Source organism: Kitasatospora sp. NEAU-69 (assembly GCF_057158765.1).
Genome location: NZ_JBWXUE010000005.1, coordinates 232,426 through 253,844, shown reverse-complemented (window position 1 = coordinate 253,844; position 21,419 = coordinate 232,426). Strand labels below are relative to the sequence as shown.

The following is a 21,419-nucleotide window of genomic DNA, read 5'->3' as shown; positions in this document are numbered from 1 at the left end:
CCTGCCGTCACTGGCCGACCGTCGCCGGCCGGCTTCGCAGTAGTGCCCGGGTGGGCAGGCCGGTTGCGGCGAGGCAGAGCAGAACGGCTCCGGCGGCCAGTGGCAGCGCCAGGCCCGGCGGGACGTACGGTCGGGTGTCCGCCACGCCGCGGGCGATCGGGACGAGGGTGATCCAGGCGATCGCCCCGCCGATGGTCAGACCGGCCACGGCGACCAGCAGTGCCTCCCAGCGCATCATGCAGCGCACCTGACGCCGGGTGGTGCCGGCCAGGCGCAGCAGCGCGACCTCACGACGCCGGTCGAGCACCGTCATGACCAGCGTGTTGGCGGCATTGACGGCGGCGAAGCCGCCCAGGACGCCCGCCATCACGGCGTTGGCCCAGGCGCCGAGGTCCGCCGCCCTGTTCGAACCGGCGACGAATCCGGCGCGGTCGGTGACGGTCACACCCTCGCCCAGCCCGCTCAGCCCGGCCGCTACAGCCGCCACGGCCGCGCGATCCGCGCCCGGTGCCTCGGCGACCAGGACCTGGCTGTCGAATCCGACCGTGACGTGCGCGGCGACGGCTGCCCGTGGCAGCACCACCTGGCCGAAGCCGAGCCCGCGGGCATAGGTGGCCACCACGGTGGGCGTCACCGCAGTGCCGTCCCCGAGCCAGAGCGGCACCCGGCCGCCGACCCGCACGCCCAGCGTGTCGGCCAGGTTCGCGTCCAGGGCGACGGTGTCGGCGGATTGGCCGAGGTCGGCGAGCGAACCCGTCCGTACCGCGAGGTCGAGCACCCTGGGCAGTCCGGCCGGGTCTCCGTCGATGCCGAGCGCGGTGGCGGAGTCGATCTCCCGATCGCTCGCGAAGAGGACGGAGGTGCGCAGCACGCCCACGGCGGCGGCCACGCCGGGCACCCGGGCCGCGCGCCCGGTGGTGTCCGCGGGCAGGCCGGGGCCGGTGGAGCCGAGCACCTGCTCGGCGGTGATGCCGGTGCGCACGTTGCCACTCGTGGCATGGGCGATGGTGCTCTGGATGGTCAGCAGGGTGCCGCAGAACGCGGTGACCAGGACGATCGGGGTGATCGCGGAGGCCAGCCGGCGGGCGTTGGCGCGGGTGTTGTCGGCGGCCAGCGAGCCGGGTGCGCCGCCGGCCCGCAGCAGGGTGCCGAGCACGGCGGCGGCCAGCCGGGCCACCCAGGGGCCCAGCAGGGCGACGGCCGTCATGAAGCACATGACCACGCCGAGCGCGGTGTTCGCGGCCTTCGCCCCGTCCAGGCCGGCGGCGAGGACGGCGGCAGCCACGCCGCCGCCGGCGAAGAGCAGGCCGAGACCGATCCGCACCGGGCCGGGCCGGCCCGGCCCGATGGCGGCCTCGCTCAGCGCCTGCCCCGGGCGCAGCCGGGAGGGGCGGCGGGCGGCCAGGAAGCCGGCGGTGAGCGCGGCCAGGGTGCAGATGAGGACGGCGGCGAGGAGCGGCAGCGGGCCGACGTCGAGCCGCACGCCGGACGGGATCGCGCCGCGCGACACCAGCTGGTCGAACCACCAGCGGGCCAGGGCGATCCCGGGCAGGATGCCGAGCGCCCCGGCCAAGGGGGCGAGCAGCATCGCCTCGGTGGCGATGGTGCGGCGGATCTGCCGGGGGGTGGCACCGATGGCGCGCAGCAGGGCGAACTCACGGGCGCGCTGACCGGTGGCCAGGGCGACGGTGCTCATCACGACGAAGATCGCGGTGATGGCCGCGTAACCGCCGAAGGAGCCGCCGATGCCCACCAGCAGGACGCGGGCGTCGCCGATCGCGGGCTGCTCGACCGCGCCGCGACCGTCCCCGGTGAAGACCTTGGCGGCGCTGCCGACCGCCTGCCGGATCTGGGCGGCGAGTGCCGGGACGGCGACGCCGTCGCGCGGTTGGACGGCGATCGCGTCGATGCGGCCCGGGTGGCCGGACAGACGGTCGGCGGTGGCGTCGGCGAACCAGACGGTCGGGGCGGCGGTGGCGCCAGCAGCAGAGGCGGCGGGCTCTCCGGTGACCAGGCCGCTGACGCGGAAACTGCCGGTGCCACCGGGCGCGGTGAGGCTGAGGCTCGCGCCCAGCGCGAGGTGGGCCGCGCGCGCCGTGTCGGCGTCCAGCACCACCTCGTTCGCGCCGGGCGGGCGGCCCTCGACGAGCCGCTCGGCGGGGTCGGCGGCGGGGCCGGCGATGCCGAGCGCGGCGAAGCCCCGGCCGGTCAGCGCGGGGTGGTCGCCGCCGGCCGGCAGCGGGAAGGCGCTGTCCGGCCGGGCCGCGGCCACGCCCGGCAGGGCGGCGATGCGGCCCGCGAGCGAGGCGTCCACCCGGGCCCGTTCGGGCGCCGCCTGGGTGACGGTCTCGGTCTCCTTGCCGGACTTCACGCTCATCCGGACGTCCGGGTCGGCGGCGACGACCACCGGCGCGCCGGCGTACCGGACGGGCGGCAGCTCCGCGGTCAGGCCGGTCTGCAGCAGGACGCCGCAGGCCACCACGACGGCGGCGGCCAGCAGCAGGGCGATCAGGGTGCCGGCAAAGGAGGCGGGCCGAAAGCGCACGGCGGCGCGGGCCAGTCCGTTCGTCATGCTGCGGCCCCCACGCGGCGGGCGGTCAGCGCGGCCATCCGGTCGGCGACGGACTGCGGGTCCGGGTGGTGCAGCTGGTCGGTGATGGCGCCGTCGACGAGGAACAGCACCCGGTCGGCCGCCGAGGCCGCCACCGGGTCGTGGGTCACCATGACGACCGTCGCGCCCAGGGCGTCCACCGCGTGCCGCAACAGGCCCAGCACCTCGTGCGCGGTGCGGGTGTCCAGCGCGCCGGTGGGCTCGTCGGCGAAGACCACGTCCGGGCGGGTGATCAGCGCCCGGGCGATCGCCACCCGTTGCTGCTGCCCGCCGGAGAGCTGGCCCGGCCGCCGCCCGGCGTGCTCGCCGAGGCCCACCCGGGCCAGCAACTCCCGCGCCCGCGCGCGGTCCTGGCGCACCCCGGCGAGCCGCTGCGGCAACAGCACGTTCTGCTCGACCGTCAGCGAGGGCAGCAGGTTGAAGGACTGGAAGACGAAACCGATCCGGCTGCGGCGCAGCTTGGTGAGCTGGTTCTCGCTCAGCCGGGTGATCTCCTCGCCGCCGAGCCGGATCTCGCCCGCGTCCGGCCGGTCCAGGCCCGCCGAGCACTGCAGGAACGTGGACTTGCCGGACCCGGACGGGCCCATCACGGCGGTGAAGCTGCCGTGGCCGAGCGCCAGGTCGATCCCGCGCAGGGCCTGCACCGCCCTGCCGCCACGGCCGTAGCTGCGGCGCACCCCGCGCAGCTCGATCGCGGGCTGCGCCGGCCGGTCCGCGGCGGACGGCACCGCTTGGTACGGGTCCACTTGGTGGGGGACCGCATGGTACGAAGCTGCTTCGTACGGAGTCGCATCGGCCTCGGTAGAGGCGACCGCGTTCCTCCGGTTGCCGGTCGTGAAGCCGGTCAGGGCACGGATCACGATCTCCTCCTGGGGGTCGGGGTGGTGGCGGAGCAGCCGGGGAATCCCGGCATGACTCCAGCTCATCACCCGGCCGGTGCGTTCTCGTCCGAACGCGGGACGAGAACGCACGGGGGACCGAGGTCCACCGGGCGGCGCGACCAGGACCCTGGTCCTACCGCCGGCTCCGTCTCAAGTGCCAAGGGTCGACGGCGGAGCGGTGGAAGAATGGTTCGGGCACGCCGGTTGCGGCGCGCCTGGCAGGGTCCACCCGGCAGGGCCGTTCGACCAGGGCCCACCGAGCAGGGCCCGTCGGCCGGGGCCGGGCGCGCGGGCCGCCGCACCATCCGCAGAGGAGAACCACCAGCATGGCGACGCACCGACCGCTGCCGCCGGACGGTCCGCCGCCGATGGGCGGTCCACCGATTCCCGACGACGAACCGGATGGCGACGCGCCCTGGACCCGCAACGACGCGCTGGTGACCGCCGGTTCGGCCATCCTGGACGTGTTCGGCTACACGATGAACAGCCTGGACGCCAACCGTCCGCTGAGCCTCCTCGGCCTGGTGCTCAGCGTGCTGACGGCGCTGCCGCTGCTGGCCCGGCGCCGTCGCCCACTCGCGGTCATGGCCGCGGTGCTGACCGGCAACCTGGTGCTCAACCTGAGCGCGCCGCTGTCGCACCACATCCCCTGCACCACCGCGGTGGCGCTGTTCGCCGTCGCCAGGTACTGCCCGCTCGTGGTCGCCCTACCGGCGGGGCTGGCCGCCGCCCTCGTCGCGCTGACCTACCGCGGGCCGCACCTGAGCCTGGCCGGGGAGGACCTGCTGGCCAGCGTGCTCGCGTCCGTAGGGGTGGTCGGCACGGGCGCGGTGATCACCCGCTGGCAGCACGGGGTGGAGACCAGCCGCCGGCTGCTGGAGGAGCGTGCGGTGGCGGAGGAACGGCGGCGGATCGCCCGGGAGTTGCACGACATCGTGGCGCACCAGATCACCACCATGCAGCTGATGGCCGGCGGTGCCAGGGCCAACCTGGGCGGCGACACGGAGGTGGTGCGCGAGGCCCTGGTGACCCTGGAGAGCGCCGGGCGCCTGGCGCTGCGCGAGATGCGCCAGCTGCTGGACGTCCTGCGGGCCGACGACGAGCGCGAGGAGACCCCGGCCCCGCCCCAGCCCGGCACCGCCGATCTCGAACGGATCGTCAACGAGTCGCGGCTGGCCGGCCTGCCCACCGAGCTCACCGTCCACGGCACCGCGCGGCCGCTGCCGCCGACCACCGACCTGGCGGTCTTCCGGATCGTCCAGGAGTCGCTCACCAACGCCCGCAAACACGCCGGCCCGGCCGAGGCCCGGGTCCGGCTGACCTACGGGCCGCGCTCGGTCACCGTGGAGGTCACCGACAACGGCTCCGGCCGGCCGGGGCGCACCGGCGGCGGGGCACACGGACAGAGCGGTGGGAGTCACAACGGTGCGGGTCACAGCGGCGGTGCGGGTCACGGCGGCGGGGGCGCCGCGCCGGGATCGGGCCGGGAGCGCGGCGGATACGGTCTGATCGGCATGCGGGAGCGGGCCGCCCTGCACGGCGGCGGCCTGGTGGCCGGACCGCTGGCGGAGGGCGGGTTCCGCGTCGCGGCCAGCCTGCCGCTGGCCCCGGCCGAAAGCGCCGACCGCGCCGAACGCGCCGAACGCGCCGAAAACATCGACAGGGAGGGACAGTTCTGATGACACCGACCGAGGAACCGATCAGGGTGCTGATCGCCGACGATCAGCCGCTGGTCCGGCGCGGCCTGGCGCTGATCCTCTCCCCCGCCCCGGGCATCGAGGTGGTGGCCGAGGCCGAGCACGGCGAGCAGGCCGTCGAACTCGCCCACCGACACCGGCCCTCGGTGGTGGTGATGGACATCCGGATGCCGGTCCTCGACGGCGTCCAGGCCACCGAGCGCCTCGCCCGCGAACTGCCCGAGTGCCGGGTGCTGGCGCTGAGCACCTTCGACATGGACGAGTACGTGGTGGCCGCGCTGCGTGCCGGGGCCAGCGGGTTCCTGCCCAAGGACGTCTCCCCGGAGGAGCTGCTCGCCGCGATCCGCACCGCGCACACCGGTGAGGCCGCCGTGGCGCCCCGGCTGCTCACCCGGCTGCTCTCCACCTACGTCACGGCGCCGCGCCCTTCGCGGCCGGCGGCCCCGGCGGCGGGCCTGGCCGAGCTGACGGCCCGCGAGGTCGAGGTGTGGCGCCTGATCGCCGGCGGTCTGGACAACGCCGAGATCGCGCGGGCCATGGAGATCAGCGCCTCCACGGTCAAGAACCACATCACCAGCATCTTCGGCAAGCTGCAGGTGCGCGACCGCGCCCAGGCGGTGATCGCCGCCTACGAGTCCGGCCTGGTGGCGGCCGGCTCGGCGGGCTGACCCGGCCCCCAGAAAGGCCACCACGTCACCGGATCAGGTCACCGGATCAGGACACCGGTGCGGGCTCGGCGGCGGTGATGCCGGTGATGGCAGTAGCCGTGTGCGTCGTGACCGCGGGTGCCGACGGGCTGCGGAGCAGCTCGAAGACCGAGTCCAGCGAGGCCGCCAGACGCTCGGGATCCGGGTCCGCCTTGCGCAGGATCTGCAGGCCCTGGGCCTGGGCCAGCAGCAGGCGGGCGGCGTCGCGCGGGCTCACGGCGGCGGTGAGCTCCCCGGTCGCGCGGGCCCGTTCGAGCTGGGCGGCGAAGGCGTCCTCCGCGCTGCGCAGGCCTGACCGGGCGAGCCCGGCGACGTCGGCGTCGCCCGGCAGCAGCTCGGCGATGCTGTTGACGCTGAAGCAGCCCGCGCCGCTGCAGGCGGAGTCGGACCGGAGCAGCGTCTCGAAGAGGCGCCGCAGCTGCGGCAGCGCGGGCTCCTGGTCGTCGAGCGTGGCAGCGAGCAGCTCGGCCTGCCGGCCGAGGTAGCGGCCGAGCGCCCGGACGAACAGCTGGTGCTTGTCACCGAACGCCGCGTATATCGAGCCGCGCCCCAGCCCCAGCTCCTCCACCAGGTCGTTCATGCTCGTGGCCTCGTAGCCCTTGCGCCAGAACAGGAGCATCGCCCGGTCCAGGATCGCCTCTTCGTCGAACGTCCGCGGTCTTCCCATGGCCCTACGGTACCCAAGCCCAGCGGCCGGCGCCGCACTTATTTGACCTCTCGTTCCAGAATCTGTAAGTTCTGGAACGAGAGGTCAAGTACTGCCCGGGCCATCACCGGGCCGCAGGAGCACCAGAGGAGCAGACCGTGAAGGCAGCAGTGATCAACAAGTACGGCCAGGTGGGCGACGTGGTGACGGTCGCCGACGTGCCAACCCCCGAGGTCGGCGGCCAGGACGTCCTGATCGAGGTCAGGGCGGCGGGCGTCAACCCGGTCGATCACCTGATCGTCAAGGGGTTCATGCAGCCCGGCGAGCTCTCGCAGACCCGGATCCTGGGCAACGAGGTCGCGGGTGTGGTCGTGGCGGTCGGCGACGGTGTGACGGCGTTCGCGGTGGGCGACGAGGTCTTCAGCCGGGTCGATCCGTACGTGGGCGGCGGGTTCGCCGAGTTCGTCGCGGTGCACGAGAGCCTGGTGGCCGCGAAGCCGGCGCAGCTCTCCTTCGAGGAGGCGGCTTCGCTGCCGCTCGTCGGGCTCACCGCCTGGCAGGCGCTGACCGAGCAGACGCAGCTGCGGGCGGGCCAGCGGGTGCTGATCCACGGCGGCACGGGCGGCGTGGGGTCCGTCGCCATCCAGATCGCCAAGCACCTGGGCGCCGAGGTGGTCACCACCGTGGGCGCGGACGGTGTGGAGCGGGCCCGCGCACTCGGGGCCGACCAGGTCATCGAGTACCGCAAGGAGAGGTTCGACGAGGTCGTCGGCGCGGTGGACGTGGTCCTCGACACCATCGGCGGGGAGACCCAGGCGCGCTCCTTCGGCGTGCTGAAGCCGGGCGGCGCGCTCGTGTCGATCGTCCTCGTCCCCGACATCGAGGCCCAGCGGGAGCGCTGGGGAGTCCAGGTGAGTGCGTTCCTCATGCACCCGGACGGGGCGCAACTGGCCAAGCTCGCAGGCCTGGTGGAGTCGGGAGAGCTCAAGCCCTGGGTGCAGCGGAGCTTCCCGCTCGACGAGGCGGCGGCGGCCCTGCTCGCGGTCGAGAACGGCGGGGCCCGCGGGAAGACCGTGCTCAGCATCCGCCCCTGAGCCCGGCGGTGCACCGGCCGGGCCGTACGGCGGGTCCGGCCGATGGGTCCGACCGGCGGGTCCGGCCGGTGGCGCCACGCGGTGCGGGAGCCGGACCGGGCCTCTAGTGTCGGACTCAAGCGGCCCGGGCGTCCGGCTGTCTTCGCCTCGCCCGGCCGGTCGTACGTTCGCACCTCATCGGAGGACAGCCGACCATGACAATGACGTCCGAAACCCCGGTCCTCGACACCCTGGCCGCCATGACGATCGACTCGATCGAGCGGTGCGGCATGGCCCCGGACATGCTGATTCTCACCCGGATCGCCGCGCTCGCCGCCACGGACGCACCGACGATCTCCTACCTCGCCCACATCGACCCCGCCATGAGGTCGGGTCTGACCGCCGAGCAGCTCCAGGACGTCCTGGTCGCCATCGCACCGATCGTGGGAACCGCCCGCGTGATGTCGGCGGCGGGCCACATCGCCGAGGCGCTGGGCATCACCATCGCGGTCGCCGCGGCGGAGGCCGAGGGGCTCGCGTAACGGCCCCCGCGCGCGTCGGGAGCGTGGCCTCGGCCTGGGTTACTTCCTCCCCTTCGGGGCCACGACTCGGCGCAGCGAGAGGCCCAGCAGCGCCGCGACCACGATCGGGAGCAGCCACCAGGCGTTGACGCCGCCGCCGTGGACCAGTCCGGCCGTGGCCCCGAGGGCGAGCACCACCCCCAGGGCGACGCGCCAGTCGTCGCCGACCACGAAGTCGTACCAGAAGGCGGCGAAGGATCGGATCCAGCTCATCGGGGGGCTCCCTGCGCGGACGGGTCCGCCGTCGGGGCGGCGGGTGCGGTGGGGCGGCGAAGGAGCGCGGTGTAGCCGGCGGCCAGCAGGGCCACCGCGGGCACCAGGACCAGCAGCGCGGCGTCCGAGCCGGGCCAGTGCGCGCCGGCTCCTTCGGTGGACCAGAAGATGCCGAAGGAGGTGAGCATGATGCCCACCGCGAACTTCATGGTGTTCTCCGGGACCTTGGCCAGCGGTGCGCGCACCGCGAAACCGAGCGCGGTGACGCTCAGCACGGCGGTCAGCGCGCCGAGTGCGGCGAGCGGGACGTCGTGCTGGTTGTTGCCGAAGGTGACCACGATGAAGGCGACTTCGAGCCCTTCGAGGAAGACGCCCTTGAACGCGAGGGTGAAGGCGTACCAGTCGCGGACCACGCCGCGCCCGCCGGCGGCAGCGGCAGAGGCGGCGGCGACCTCCTTGGCGTAGGCCGCGGATTCGTCGTGCAGCGCCTTGTGGCCGGAGGCACGCAGGATCGCCTTGCGCAGCCACTGGAGGCCGAAGATCAGCAGCAGCGCGCCGACGACCAGGCGCAGCGCACCCAGCGGGATCGCACCGACGGCCGGCCCCAGGATCGCGACGGTGGCCGCGAGCACCACCAGCGCCGCCAGCGTTCCCTGCACGGCGGAGCCCCAGTGCCGGCTGGTGCCGGCGGCCAGCACGATGGTCAACGCCTCGACGGCCTCCACCGCGCAGGCCAGGAAGACGGTGAGGAACAGGATCCAGGAGCTCATGCGCGGGCCCGCGGGCCGTGCACACGGTGGCAGAACGTCATCGGGCCATCCTAGTTGCGCCCATGGTCGCGACTGAAGAGCAGTGGCCACCGCCTGCGGGCTTTCCCGACAGCCGGGCAGCCAACGGCAAGGCCGCCCCCGCGTGCGCGGGGGCGGCCTCGGTGCCACGTGTCACGGAGCGGGCGTCAGCGGAAGCCGACGCCGACGCCGCGCGTCAGTTGACGGTGTAGCTGTACGGGATCTGGGCCAGGACCGAACCGGTGACGCTCATCGCGCTGTTCGCGACCTGCGTGCCGGCCGGACCGGAGACCAGGTAGAGCACGCCGTGCACCTGGCTGCCCTTGGCGCCCTTGGGCGTCAGGGTGACCTGCAGGCTGCCGGTCGCACCGGGCTGGACGATCACCGGGGTGACGGCCGGGGCGGCGGCGTTGTAGGCGGCGGCGAACGGGTCACCGGTGCTGGAGGTCAGCGCCGGGTCGAACGCCAGGGTGTGCGCCGAGGCGGTCACCGTGGAGGTGCCGGCCGGAGCGCCGCTGTCCGGGAACGGGCCGATCTGCTGGGCGTAGGTGCCCCAGAGACCCGGGACGACCGGCTGCGAGGCGCTGCCGTTGTCCTGGACGACCGAGACGGTCGAGCCGTTCTGGGCCTTCTTGAGGTCGCCGAACAGGTCGGGCGAGGCGGTCGGGCCGCTGAACTCGAGCTGCACCGGGGTGCTGGAGGCCGCCACCGCGGTCACCTTGTCGGTGCCCGGGGGAACCATGAAGCTGGGCGTCACGGTGCTGGTGGTCTGCGGCAGCGCGATGTTGGCCGAGGCACCGATCGGCAGCAGCGGCAGGTCGACCCGGTTGTTCAGCCGGCCGTCGGCCTGCAGGCTCTGCACGGCGGCGGTGTTGTTGGTGAACTGCACGTTGACCGTGACCGGCTTGCCGGCCGCGAGCTTGGTGCGGGTGTTGTTCGGCAGGCCGGGCGCGGTGGCCTGGTCCTGGTCGAAGCCGACCACACCGGTGAAGGCCTGGCCGAGCTCGGCACCGCTCACCGGGTTGAGCACGTTGAGCACGAAGCGCCAGCGCCCGGCGACCGGGTTGACGGTGGTGGCCGAGACGCCGGCCGCGGTGGCGGTGAGGTTGCCCGAGGCGTCGAAGGCCGCGTTGCTCTCGGCGTCGATCGGGGTGCCGTTGGGGCTGATCAGGACGCCCTGCATGACCAGGTTCGGGTCCTTGGCGACGGTCACGCCGACCCGCAGGTCCTTCTTGCCCTTCGGCACGTCGAAGGCCCAGGAGTTGGACTGCGCCGGGGAGGAACCACGGGCGTTGCCACCGGTGATGGTGCCGGTGAAGGTGCCGGTGTTGCCGTTCAGCGGAACGAGGCTGCGCAGCACGACCGGGACGCTGGTGGTGGTGCCGTTGGAGCTGGCGACCACGACGGACTCGGTGGTGTCGCCACCGGCGGCCGGGGTGGTGACCTGCACGTGCAGCTTCTTGGTCTCACCGGGCTTGAGGTCGGTGTACTGCGGGCTGACCGCACCGGCCGGGATGGCGCGCTGGGTGAAGGTGTCCAGCTGGACCGGGCCGGTGAAGCCCTTGTCACCGGCCGGCGTGTAGAGGATGCCGGTCCAGGTGCCCGCGGTCGGGTTCGGGACGTCCACGAAGCCGTAGTTGGCCGAGGTGGCGCCACCCTGCGGACGGGTGTTGGTCTCGAAGCGGCCGGACGGGTCGAGCAGCGTCAGCCGGACCACGGGGGTCACGGTGTTGTTGCCGGACTTCTGCGGAGCGCCCTGCCAGGCTATCGAGGCACCCAGGCGGTCGGCGCCGACGGGCACGTTGAACGTGACCTTGTGCGCGACCCAGGGAGCGCCGTTGGTGGCGTACGGGAACTGCGGGTCGGTCGAGGAGTTCACCGCGACCGTCTGCTTCGCGTCGCTCTGCGCCGCGTAGACGCGGGTCGAGGCGGTGACGGTCTGCGTCTTGGCGCTGGTGTTCACCACGGTGACGTCGGTGGTGTGGTCCGAGCCGGCCTGGCCGGTCACGGTGACCTGGCCGCTGGTGACCGCGACGGTGCTGCTGTCCTTCGAACCGGCCGGGCTCTGGTAGCCACGGGCGGCCTCGACGGCGGCACGCACGTTCAGCAGACCGGCGCCCTGCTCCTCGGCCGGCAGGCCGAGGTCCGCGGCGGTGCCGGCGAGGAACTGCTTGACCAGCGCGGGCTTCGGGGAGGCGCCGTTGTGGCTGTCCCGGTAGGCCTGGATCACGTCGGCGGCGGCGCCGGCGGTCATCGGGGCGGCCTGGCTGGTGCCACCGAAGGACTCGATCCCGGTGGGCTTGCCGTTGAAGTCGGTGCAGTCGCTGTAGAGCGTGAGGTCGGGCGAGCAGAGCGCCCAGTCCGACTCACCCGGGGCGACCAGGTCGACGGTGCGCCCGGCCTGGGTGACACCACCCGAGGAGAGCGCCGAGATCCGGTTGTCCGCCCAGGTGCCGTTGGAGAACCGGAAGGCCGCGTAACCGGTCTGCGCGTAGTTCTGGTTGTCCGTCGAGGCACCGGCCGCGATGACGTTCGGGTCGGTCGCCGGGGTGCCGACGGTGCCGTTGATACCGGCGTCACCGCTGGAGACGGCCACGGTGACGCCTGCGGCGGTCGCCATGTCGTTGAAGAGCGAGATGGTGTCGTGCGCGCCGCTGTCCGGCGTGATGTTGCTGCCGAACGACTCGTTGAGCACGTCCACGTGCGCGACCGAGACCGCGTAGTCGATCGACTGCAGGATCGCCGAGTTCGACATCAGCTCGCCGCCGGCCTGGAGCGCGACCAGCGAGGCACCCGGGGAGATGCCCTCGATCCGGATGTTGCAGCCGGCCGGGAGCGGGTGGCTCGGGTTGACGAACTTCGACAGGTCGTAGCTCTGCCGGCCCTGGGCGATCATCGCCGAGGCGTCACCGAAGGCCTCGCCGCCGCCGGACTGGGTGAAGAAGCCCTGGCCGGAGAAGTCCTTGTAGTCCACCACGGCGTGCGAGCCGTCGGGGCGGATGAAGTCCGGGTTGTTCGGGTCCAGGCCACCGGCGATGTAGGCGACCTTCACGCCCTTGCCGTCGGCGATCTCGTGCGCACCGGGCTGCCCGGGGGTGCTCTCGGCGTGCGTCGAGTAGAGGGCCTCGGGCTCCAGCAGCGGCTGGCTCGGGTCCTTGGGGCAGATCGCGTTCGGGTCGTACGTGTTGCCCGTGGCGGGCGCGGCGGCGACCTTGCTGTCCGCCTTGGCGCCCGAGTCGGTGCCCGTCGCGGCCGGCGCGGTGGCCGGGGTGGTCTTGACGCTCAGGTCATCGACGACCGAGGCGACCGACGGGTCGGCGACAAGCTGCGCCCGCAGGGCGGGGCTGACGGTCGCCGAGAAGGCGTTGCCGACCACGAAGCTCTTGACGTCGGTGCCGCCCGCGGCCTTCACCTTGGCCAGCAGCGGGGCCTGGTCGGCGCCCGCCTGCTTCTTGCGCGCATCCAGGTGACCGGCGTCGGCCGGGGTGCTGGTGAGCTGGTCCTTCAGGATCACGATCACGGGAGCCGGTGCACCGGTCTCCGAAGCCGCCTGGGCGTTCGGGGTCGGAACGGCCGGGGCGCCGGAGGCATTGGTCCCGAAAGCGAGGACCACGGATGCGGCGGTGAGCGTGACGGCTGCGAGCTGCGACTTGCGCCAGCCGATCATGAACATCCCTTCGTCTGGTGAGACGTCAGGGGGCGCGGCCAGACCGCGCATACCGGGGTCGGATGTACGTGTGCCTCTGGAACGCCCGTCCCGACAAGCACCCGCATTTCATCGTGTCGACACCCGCCACGACAAGGGGTTTACACGCACAAAGGGCATGGCAGAGCGGACCTCCACGTCCGATAGCCGGACAACCGCAGGTGAGAGGCCCTGTCGCAATCCGACGGTGCGTGAGGTTTTTATGAAGATCACGAAATTGTGATGTTTCGATCCTCCTTTTTTCTGACCGAACGTCAGGCCAATTGGTACCAAAAGGCGCTCGTACGCCTATCTATCGTCTCGTCGGCTTTTGTCCCCATCTGTCGTGTGTGGTCGTGCGCGGATTGACGGGTGGGTTCGAGGTCCCGTCAGTGCCCGGCCTGGTCCAGGGCGCTCTGCAGCGAACGCTGGTAGCCCTCGCTGGTGTAGGTGGCGCCCGAGATGACGTCCACCTGCGAGCTCTGGGCGGCGATCGCCTCCTGGTTGAGCTGCGGCAGCGCGTAGTTGTTGATCTCGGAGTCGCGGTCGCTCTCCGAGGGGTACTGGATCACGTCCACCTGGGTCAGCCGGCTGCCGGCGAGGGTGACCCGGACCTGGACCGGGCCGTACCGGGTGTCGACCGCGCTGCCGGTCACCACCCTGGTCGCGGCCGCGGCGCCGCCCGACGGCGATCCCGAGGGCGATCCGGACGGCGATCCGGAGCCCGAAGTCCCAGGGGCCGTGCCCGGCGACGCCGCGCCGGCGGCCCCCGCCGTGTTCGAGGAGATCGCCGGCAGGCTGGTCGCCGACGCCGAGCCGTGCGGCTTGAGCGAGAGCAGCAGGATGATGCCCGCCGCGGTGGCGGTACAGGTGACGACAACTCGACGCATCGGGTGGGCACTCCCTCGGTTTCGGTGGAACGGGCGCAGCGGCACGGGCGCGGCGGCACGGGCGCGGCGCGGGCCAGGCGGAACGGGCTCAGAAGACGAACGACTCGTGGTGGATCCGCCGCGGCGGCACCCCCGCCGCGCGCAGCTCGGCGACGGTGGCCGTGGCCATCCCCTCCGGCCCGCAGAGGAACACCTCGTGCGCGGCCAGCCCCGGCACCAGCCGCGCCAGCGCCCCGGCCGTGAGCGGATCGCCGATCTCGGCGCGCGGCCCTACCAGGAACCGCAGGTGGGCCCGGCGCTTGGCCGCCACCTGCTCCAGCTCGGTCCGGAAGAGCAGGTCCCGCTCACTGCTCGCCCGGTACAGCAGGGTGAGCTCGCCGGGCCCGGCCGGCAGCGTCTCGAAGAGCGCGCGGATCGGCGTGATCCCGACCCCCGCCGCGATCAGCAGCACCCGCCGGGCCTTGCGCCGGCGCGCCGTGAAGGCACCGTACGGACCCTCCGCCCGCACCCGCACGCCCGGCTGCAGGCTGGCCACCGCCGCACTGTGCCCGCCGAGGTCCTTGACGGTGAAGCGCAGGAACCGAGGGTGCGGCGGCGCGGAGAGCGAGTACGGGTTCTCCGCCCAGCGCAGTCCGGGCGCCATGAACTGGAGCCGGAAGAACTGGCCCGGCTCGCAACGCAGTTCGTCCAGCCGCTCACCGGTCAGGAACACCGACACCACGCCGGGCCCCTCGGGACGGACCTCGGCGACCCGCAGCCGGTGGCGCCGGTCGCGCAGGAACGGCACCGCCAGCCGGTACCAGCCGAGCAGCGCGAACGACCCGCCGTACAGCGCGTACCAGCCGAGCTTGCCGGGGCTCTCGCCGAGGTCGGCGCCGTTGCTCAGCTGGTGCCCGAAGCCCAGCGCGATCGCCAGGTAGGTGCCCAGGTGCAGGTAGTACCAGGCCTCGTAGCTCAGCTTGCGGCGGGCCGCCCGGGCCGAGAACGCACCGGTGGCGAACATCGCCAGGGTGGCCAGCGACGCCTTGATCATGTCGGGGAAGTGGAAGACCATCTGGACGCCCTCGCCGACCACGCTCTGGTGCGCGGTGAGCGCGTAGCCCCAGATGATCGTCAGCACGTGCGTGGTGACCAGGCCGACCAGGTAGCGGCCGCCGACGGCGTGCCAGCGGGCCAGCCGGTCCGCGCCGACCTCGCGCTCCAGCAGCGGGATCCGGGCCATCAGCAGGAGCAGCACCGGCGCCGCGTACCCCGCCAGCAGGCCGGTGATCCGGCCCGCGTTGGTCAGCCACTCGTCGGCGCCGTTCACCGCGAAGGTGTCCCGCCACCAGAGGGCCAGCACCCCGAGCCCGCCCGCGCCGATCGCGAGCAGGACCAGCAGCGGGACGAGCTCGGGCAGCTGACCGGCCGGGCTCACGCCCCGGCCGCGCATCACGTTCTGCGGCGGTCGGCGGTGGCCGCCGGGCTCGCGCCGCAGCTCACCGGGGGACGGCGCCGGACGCCGGGCGGTGGTGCTCAGGGTGACCTCCTCATGGGCGGCGACGGGTACGGCCGGGTGGTGCGCGGACGGTGGAAGTGCTGTCACCTTGTCACCGCAAGCTCTCAGTTCCCTATGAGCGCAGGGCCTCTGGACAGCCCCTGAGCCCGGAATTCCGGGGCCGGAGCCCGCTACCGGGGTCCGCAGATCTCACTGCTTTCTCATCGCCACCGGGCAGAATGGACGGACCGACCCGCTCCACGAGCGGGCCGGCCTGCCGAACGGACGGGCCGACCCGCGCCCGCCCAGCCGCCGACGGCCCGAAGGGACTCCATGACCGCCCGCCGCATCCTGGTCGTCGACGACGAGCCCGATCTGGTCGAGGTGCTCTGCGGCGCGCTGCGCTACGAGGGCTGGGAGGCCCGCGGCGTGGCCACCGGCGGCGAGGCGGTCAGCACCGCCTCGGCCTGGGCACCGGACGCGGTGGTGCTCGACGTGATGCTCCCCGACCTGGACGGGATGGCGGTGCTGGGCCGCATCCACGCCGAGCGCCCGGAGGTCCGGGTGCTCTTCCTGACCGCCAAGGACGCGCTGGAGGACCGCATCGCCGGGATCGCGGCCGGCGGCGACGACTACGTGACCAAGCCGTTCAGCCTGGCCGAGGTGGTGGTCCGGCTGCGCGCGCTGCTGCGCCGGGCGGACGCGGCCACCAGGCGGGACCCGCTGTCGCCGCCCGAGGGCGCGCTGGTGCTGGGCGGGCTGGTGCTGGTCGAGCAGTCCCGGGAGGTCAGCAGGGACGGCGACCCGATCGAGCTGAGCCCCACCGAGTTCGCGCTGCTGCGCTACCTGATGAGCCACCCGCACCGGGTGCTCAGCAAGGCGCAGATCCTGGACGCGGTCTGGTCCTACGACTTCGGCGGCCAGGCGCACGTGGTGGAGCTGTACATCAGCTACCTGCGCAAGAAGATCGACGCCGGCCGGACCCCGATGATCCACACCGTCCGCGGTGTGGGCTACATGCTCAAGAATCCGGCCGCGTGACGGTCCGCCCGCCGCGACCGCGCCTGCGACCTGTCCGGCGCCTGGCGCCGCGGACCCTGCGCGGCCGGCTGATCGCGGGCCTGCTCGCGCTGCTGCTGCTCACCTTCACCGGGGTCGGCGCGGTGGTCAGCAGCTCGCTGCACTCCTTCCTGGTGACCCGGCTCGACCAGCAGCTCACCGCCACCGGCGGCCGCTACGCCGCCAGCCTGGAGCACGCCGGCCGGGCCGGCGGTTCGCACCGCGACACCCGCGCCCAGGCGCCGGGCACCTTCGGCGCCCGGCTGCTGCACGGCGCGGTCACCCAGGCCGGCGTGGTGGACGGCGACGCCGACGACGACGCGGTCGCGGCCGGCACCAAGCTGCCGGACACCGACGACCTGGTCCAGCTCACCCCGGCCGAGCAGCAGCGGCTCGCCGCACTGCCGGTCGGCGGCGCGGCCGGCACCGTCCACCTGGCGGCCCTCGGCGACTACCGGGTCCAGGCGGTCGCCGGCGCGGACGGCGACGTGCTGGTCACCGGCCTGCCGATGAGCCAGGTCACCGGGACCGAGCACCAGATGCTGATGCTCGAACTCACCGTCTTCGCGGTGGCCGGCACCGCCGCGGGCCTGGCCGCGGCGCTCTGGGTCGGCTTCTCGCTGCGCCCGCTGAACCGGATCGCCGCCACCGCCGAGCAGGTCGCCGCGCTGCCGCTGGCCGACGGCCACGTGGTGCTCTCCGAACGGGTGCCGGACGACGATCCGGCCACCGAGACCGGCCGGGTCGGTCTCGCGCTCAACCGGATGCTCGGCCACGTGGCCGGCGCGCTCGCCCAGCGGGACACGGTGGAGGACCGCCTGCGCGCCTTCGCCGCCGACGCCGGCCACGAGCTGCGCACCCCGCTGGCCGCCGTCCGCGGCCACGCCGAACTCGCGCTGCGCCACCCGGGACCGGTGGCCGAGCCGGTCCGCCGCTCGCTGGAGCGGATCGAGGCCGAGGCCGGCCGGATGGGCACCATCGTCGAGGACCTGCTGCTGCTCGCCCGGCTCGACGCCGGCCGCCCGCTCGCCGCGGTCGAGGTCGACCTCACCCGGCTCGCCCTGGACGGCACCGCGGACGCCCGCGCCGCCGCGCCGGGGCACCAGTGGCGGCTGGACCTTCCGCAGCAGCCGGTGCTGGTCACCGGCGACGAGGACCGGCTGCGTCAGGTGGTCTCCAACCTGCTCGGCAACGCCCACCGGCACACCCCCGAGGGCAGCACGGTCACGCTGCGGCTGGCCGGACGCACGCTGACCGTCAGTGACGACGGTCCGGGCGTGCCGCGCGAACTGGTCCCGCTGGTGTTCGAGCGCTTCGTCCGCGGCGACCAGTCCCGGACCCGCAGCACCGGCGGCACCGGTCTCGGGCTGGCCATCGTGCACGCCGTGGTCAGCGCCCACGGCGGGCTGGTCACCCTCACCAGCCCGCCCACCGGCGGCACCACGGTCACCGTCACCCTGCCGTAAACCGGACCCCGGACGGCCGGGCGGCGGTCAGCCGTCGGCGGTGGCGAGCAGCGCGGGCAGGCCCGGGGTGTACCAGGGGCGGCCGTCCGGGTCGATGGTCAGCGCCTGGTAGCCGTCGCGCTCGGCCAGCTCCGCCAGCCAGCCGTGTGCCGTGGCAGCACCACCCCGGCTGCCGGCCATCGCGAAGGCGGCGGTGGCGTAGCCGTCGGCGAGCGCCAGGTCGGGCCCGGTGACGGTGACCTGGGCCAGGCCGGTGGCCGGGCGGCCGGTGTGCGGATCGTAGACGTGGGCACCGCGCTCGGCGGTGCCCGAGGTGGCCACCGCCCCGTCGCCGACCCGCAGCACGGCCAGCACGGTGCCGGGTCGGTGCGGGTCGGTGATCCCGACCCGCCAGGGCGTCGGGTCCGAGCCGGCGTGCAGCCGTACGTCACCACCGGCGTTGAGCAGATGCCGGTCCAGCCCGTGCGCGCGGGCGAGGGCGGCGGCGCGCTCGGCGGCCCAGCCCTTCACCGCGCCGCACGGGTCGAAGTGCGGCGGGTCGCCGACCGCCCAGGCGTCGAACGCGCCGGCGCTCTCCCGCTTCAGCCGCGCGCAGAGCGCGAGCAGCTCGTCGATCTCGGGCCCGTCGGGGTGCTCGGCCAGGGCGGCCAACGGCAGCCGTCCGTCGCGGATGCGGCTGATCGGGCTGTCGGGACGGAACGGCGAGAAGACCTCGTCGATGTGGCGCAGGTGCCCGAACGCGGCTGCGGCCGCCGTCTCGAAGCGGTCCGGATCGGTGTCGGCCGGGGCCGCGAGCGAGATGACGGTGCCCATGACGTGGTCGGTTGCGGTGCGCACGTCCACGAGCTTGCCGCATCGGGGCTCCCCGGTGCCAACCCGGTCACGGCCGTCCACGGTCGCGCGGGCTGCTCCGAGCATGAGGCCCTCCCTGCGAGGCGGAGTCGGCGTCCTGATCCGCGCCGTGCGCCGGCAGAGACAAGCATGCCGACCGCCCGCTTGACTGCCCATGGCCAAGTTCCTCTGAAAATCTTCTGAATACCCTCTGAGACTTCTCGCCGATCACCCGGCGGCTCCCGTCCCCCGGTCTCCGGTCGAACGGCCACGGGCCGGGGCGGCGCCGGAGCGCGACCCGCTGGTCAAGTGCCTGGCCCCGCCCGCCGCGGTGCCACAGCAACTGCCGGAGCAGGACGGGCCCCGCCCCGGACCGACACGACCGATCGATCGGTCGGTGACGAGAATCCCCGTCCGCTCCGTTGACCGACTCGCGCCAACTCTGCTTTGCTTCACCGCAGCGAACGGCGCACCACCTGAGATACCGCCAAACTCCGTGCGACTTCACACAGTTGGTTCCACCCCCACCGGAGCCGGACGAGAAGCCCGGCGCGGATCAGCACGCCGTGTACCAGTGCCTCCCGTGTACCAGTGCATCCCGACTGCCGTGCCCCGTGCCCGTGCAGTCACCGCGTGAACCTCCGCCCCCGCTCTCCCCCGCCTCCGCTCTCCCCTCCCCGCCTTCGCTCCCGTGGCGTGGCTCCTTGGGCAGTCGGCTCGACTCGGCTCGGCACGGCTCGCCGAGTCATCGCCATGCCCGTGCGCCCCGCCGGCTCATCCGTGCAGTAGATCCGACCGCCCACGCCCATCGGCGCATCAGGCGGTCGAACAGCAGAGAGGAAACGCTCAGACATGGGCATCCCCCACATGCGTGGCGCAGCTCGCATCGCCCTGACGGGCATCGCGTCGCTGTCCCTCGCAACCGGCGCCATGCTGGCCACCGCCGCACCCCAGGCGATCGCCGCCACACCGGCCGCCACCGCCGGCCAGTCGGCCGCCAACCCTTACAACCCCTCGACCGGTCACTCGTACCGGCACGGCGTGATTCCGACCATCCAGCAGAACAACAAGATGAAGGCCTGGACGGCGGCACACCCCACGCCGAACGTCGCGACCGGGCAGGAGACGCTCTCCTACGGCGGCGGCATCGACGGCACCGGCGTCAACAGCGGCCACGCCAAGGTCTACCTGGTCTTCTACGGCAGCCAGTGGGGCTCCCAGAGCACCGACAGCAACGGCAACGCGAAGTTCTCGGGCGACGCCGACGGCGCGGCAGGTGCCGCGCAGCAGATGTTCAAGGGCATCGGCACCAACAACGAGCTCTGGTCGGCCGACCTGACCCAGTGGTGCGACGGCCCCAACGTGACTGCCGGCGCGACGAGTTGCCCGTCGAACGCGAACTTCGTGCCGTACCAGGCCGGCGGTGTGCTGTCCGGCGTCTGGGAAGACACCTCGGCCGCCTCGCCGAGCGCGGCGACCGGCCACCAGCTGGGCCAGGAGGCGATCAACGCCGCGGCCCACTTCGGCAACACCACCGCGGCGTCCAACCGCAACAGCTACTACGTGATCATGTCGCCGACCGGGACCAACCCGGACAACTACCAGGGCCAGTACTGCGCCTGGCACGACTACAACGGTGACAGCTCGCTGACCGGCGGCCCGGTCACCTCGCCGTACGGCGACATCGCGTTCAGCAACCAGCCGTACAACATGGACTCGGGCTCGGGCTGCGGCGTCGGCTTCATCAACTCGCCCGGAACCCTTGACGGTTGGACCATCACGCTCGGCCACGAGTGGCACGAGATGATGTCCGACATGAACCCGGCCGGCGGCTGGACCAACCAGGTCAGCGGCAGCTCGTTCAACGGCCAGGAGAACTCCGACGAGTGCGCGTGGCTGGCCCCCGGCACCACCGGCGGCGGCGGCAACGTCAGCTTCGGCAGCTTCGGCACCTACGCCGAGCAGGCCAGCTGGTCGAACGACACCAACGCCTGTGCCCTCTCGCACCCGATCGTCGGCGGCGGCTCCGGCCAGAACACCGTCACGGTGACCAACCCGGGCGCCCAGAGCGGCACCGTCGGCACCGCGGCCAGCCTGCAGATCAGCGGCACCGACTCGGGCTCCGGCCAGACCCTGACCTACTCGGCCACCGGCCTGCCGGCCGGCCTGTCGATCAGCTCCTCGGGCCTGATCTCCGGCACCCCGACCACCGCGGGCAGCTACACGGTGAACGTGACGGCCAAGGACGGCACCGGCTCCACCGGTAGCGCCTCCTTCGGCTGGACCATCGCCGGCTCCGGCGGCGGTGGCTGCACCGGCAGCGGCCAGCTGCTCGGCAACCCCGGCTTCGAGAGCGGTAGCGCCTCCCCGTGGACCGCCACCGCCGGCGTCATCAACAACGACACCATCAGCGAGCCCGCCCACTCCGGCAGCTGGGACGCCTGGCTGGACGGCTATGGCGCTGCCCACACCGACAGCATCACGCAGACGGTGACCATCCCGGCCGGCTGCTCCGCGACCTTCAGCTTCTGGCTGCACATCGACACCGCGAAGACCGGCACCACCGCGGCCGACAAGCTCACCGTCTCGGCCAACGGCACCACGCTGGCCACCTACAGCAACCTGAACGCCAACAGCGGCTACGTGCAGAAGACCTTCAACCTCTCCTCGTACGCCGGCAAGAGCGTCACGCTGAAGTTCAACGGCGTGGAGAACTCCTCCTCCGCCCAGACCAGCTTCGTGATCGACGACACCGCGCTCAACGCCTCCTGATCTCCGGATCTCCTGATCTCCTGATCTCCTGATCGGATGACG

16 protein-coding genes are annotated in these 21,419 nt (G+C 73.2%); 7 read left to right on the top strand and 9 right to left on the bottom strand.

The window, feature by feature from the left end; translation table 11 throughout:
* Window positions 1–7: 7 nt before the first annotated feature.
* Entirely contained in the window at window positions 8–2,572 is a 2,565-nt protein-coding gene (locus AC060L_RS08490; RefSeq protein WP_483797956.1) for an FtsX-like permease family protein, read from the bottom strand.
* Window positions 2,569–3,537, bottom strand: a complete 969-nt coding sequence (locus tag AC060L_RS08485) for an ABC transporter ATP-binding protein (RefSeq protein WP_483797955.1) — start codon at window positions 3,535–3,537, stop codon at window positions 2,569–2,571. The genes AC060L_RS08490 and AC060L_RS08485 overlap by 4 nt, the downstream gene beginning before the upstream one ends.
* A gap of 281 nt (window positions 3,538–3,818) precedes the next feature.
* Between AC060L_RS08485 and AC060L_RS08480 the strand changes: the two genes are divergently transcribed.
* A complete protein-coding gene (locus AC060L_RS08480; RefSeq protein ID WP_483797954.1) occupies window positions 3,819–5,171 on the top strand; it encodes a sensor histidine kinase in 1,353 nt (450 codons plus the stop codon).
* Window positions 5,171–5,857, top strand: coding sequence for a response regulator (locus AC060L_RS08475; RefSeq protein ID WP_483797953.1), 687 nt, complete (start codon window positions 5,171–5,173; stop codon window positions 5,855–5,857). The genes AC060L_RS08480 and AC060L_RS08475 overlap by 1 nt, the downstream gene beginning before the upstream one ends.
* A gap of 46 nt (window positions 5,858–5,903) precedes the next feature.
* On the opposite strand, the gene AC060L_RS08470 is transcribed toward AC060L_RS08475, so the two are convergent.
* Window positions 5,904–6,563, bottom strand: coding sequence for a TetR/AcrR family transcriptional regulator (locus AC060L_RS08470; RefSeq protein ID WP_483797952.1), 660 nt, complete (start codon window positions 6,561–6,563; stop codon window positions 5,904–5,906).
* A 137-nt stretch (window positions 6,564–6,700) separates the two neighbouring features.
* Between AC060L_RS08470 and AC060L_RS08465 the strand changes: the two genes are divergently transcribed.
* Entirely contained in the window at window positions 6,701–7,636 is a 936-nt protein-coding gene (locus AC060L_RS08465) for an NADP-dependent oxidoreductase (protein WP_483797951.1), read from the top strand.
* 194 nt (window positions 7,637–7,830) lie between these two features.
* Entirely contained in the window at window positions 7,831–8,157 is a 327-nt protein-coding gene (locus AC060L_RS08460; protein WP_483797950.1) for a carboxymuconolactone decarboxylase, read from the top strand.
* A gap of 39 nt (window positions 8,158–8,196) precedes the next feature.
* On the opposite strand, the gene AC060L_RS08455 is transcribed toward AC060L_RS08460, so the two are convergent.
* The 5 genes from AC060L_RS08455 to AC060L_RS08435 form a co-directional block, all read right to left on the bottom strand.
* Window positions 8,197–8,409 carry a hypothetical protein gene (locus AC060L_RS08455; RefSeq protein WP_483797949.1) on the bottom strand — a complete coding sequence of 71 codons (213 nt, stop codon included), beginning with the start codon at window positions 8,407–8,409 and terminating at the stop codon, window positions 8,197–8,199.
* The gene (locus AC060L_RS08450) at window positions 8,406–9,179 is read right to left on the bottom strand and encodes a COG4280 domain-containing protein (protein WP_483797948.1); all 774 of its coding nucleotides are present in this window, start codon (window positions 9,177–9,179) and stop codon (window positions 8,406–8,408) included. Before AC060L_RS08450 ends, AC060L_RS08455 begins: the two co-directional genes overlap by 4 nt.
* 214 nt (window positions 9,180–9,393) lie before the next feature.
* Entirely contained in the window at window positions 9,394–12,864 is a 3,471-nt protein-coding gene (locus tag AC060L_RS08445) for a S8 family serine peptidase (protein WP_483797947.1), read from the bottom strand.
* A gap of 407 nt (window positions 12,865–13,271) precedes the next feature.
* Window positions 13,272–13,772 carry an FMN-binding protein gene (locus AC060L_RS08440; RefSeq protein ID WP_483797946.1) on the bottom strand — a complete coding sequence of 167 codons (501 nt, stop codon included), beginning with the start codon at window positions 13,770–13,772 and terminating at the stop codon, window positions 13,272–13,274.
* An 88-nt stretch (window positions 13,773–13,860) separates the two neighbouring features.
* Window positions 13,861–15,204 carry a ferredoxin reductase family protein gene (locus tag AC060L_RS08435; protein ID WP_483798021.1) on the bottom strand — a complete coding sequence of 448 codons (1,344 nt, stop codon included), beginning with the start codon at window positions 15,202–15,204 and terminating at the stop codon, window positions 13,861–13,863.
* 378 nt (window positions 15,205–15,582) lie between these two features.
* Here AC060L_RS08435 and AC060L_RS08430 point away from each other — a divergent pair, with 378 nt between their 5' ends.
* Window positions 15,583–16,290, top strand: a complete 708-nt coding sequence (locus tag AC060L_RS08430; protein WP_483797945.1) for a response regulator transcription factor — start codon at window positions 15,583–15,585, stop codon at window positions 16,288–16,290.
* Window positions 16,287–17,774 carry a sensor histidine kinase gene (locus AC060L_RS08425; RefSeq protein WP_483797944.1) on the top strand — a complete coding sequence of 496 codons (1,488 nt, stop codon included), beginning with the start codon at window positions 16,287–16,289 and terminating at the stop codon, window positions 17,772–17,774. Before AC060L_RS08430 ends, AC060L_RS08425 begins: the two co-directional genes overlap by 4 nt.
* A gap of 27 nt (window positions 17,775–17,801) precedes the next feature.
* On the opposite strand, the gene AC060L_RS08420 is transcribed toward AC060L_RS08425, so the two are convergent.
* Window positions 17,802–18,692 carry an FAD:protein FMN transferase gene (locus tag AC060L_RS08420; RefSeq protein WP_483797943.1) on the bottom strand — a complete coding sequence of 297 codons (891 nt, stop codon included), beginning with the start codon at window positions 18,690–18,692 and terminating at the stop codon, window positions 17,802–17,804.
* Between the two features lie 765 nt (window positions 18,693–19,457).
* On the opposite strand from AC060L_RS08420, the gene AC060L_RS08415 reads away from it, so the two are divergent.
* The gene (locus AC060L_RS08415; RefSeq protein ID WP_483797942.1) at window positions 19,458–21,377 is read left to right on the top strand and encodes a putative Ig domain-containing protein; all 1,920 of its coding nucleotides are present in this window, start codon (window positions 19,458–19,460) and stop codon (window positions 21,375–21,377) included.
* The last annotated feature ends 42 nt before the right edge of the window (window positions 21,378–21,419 follow it).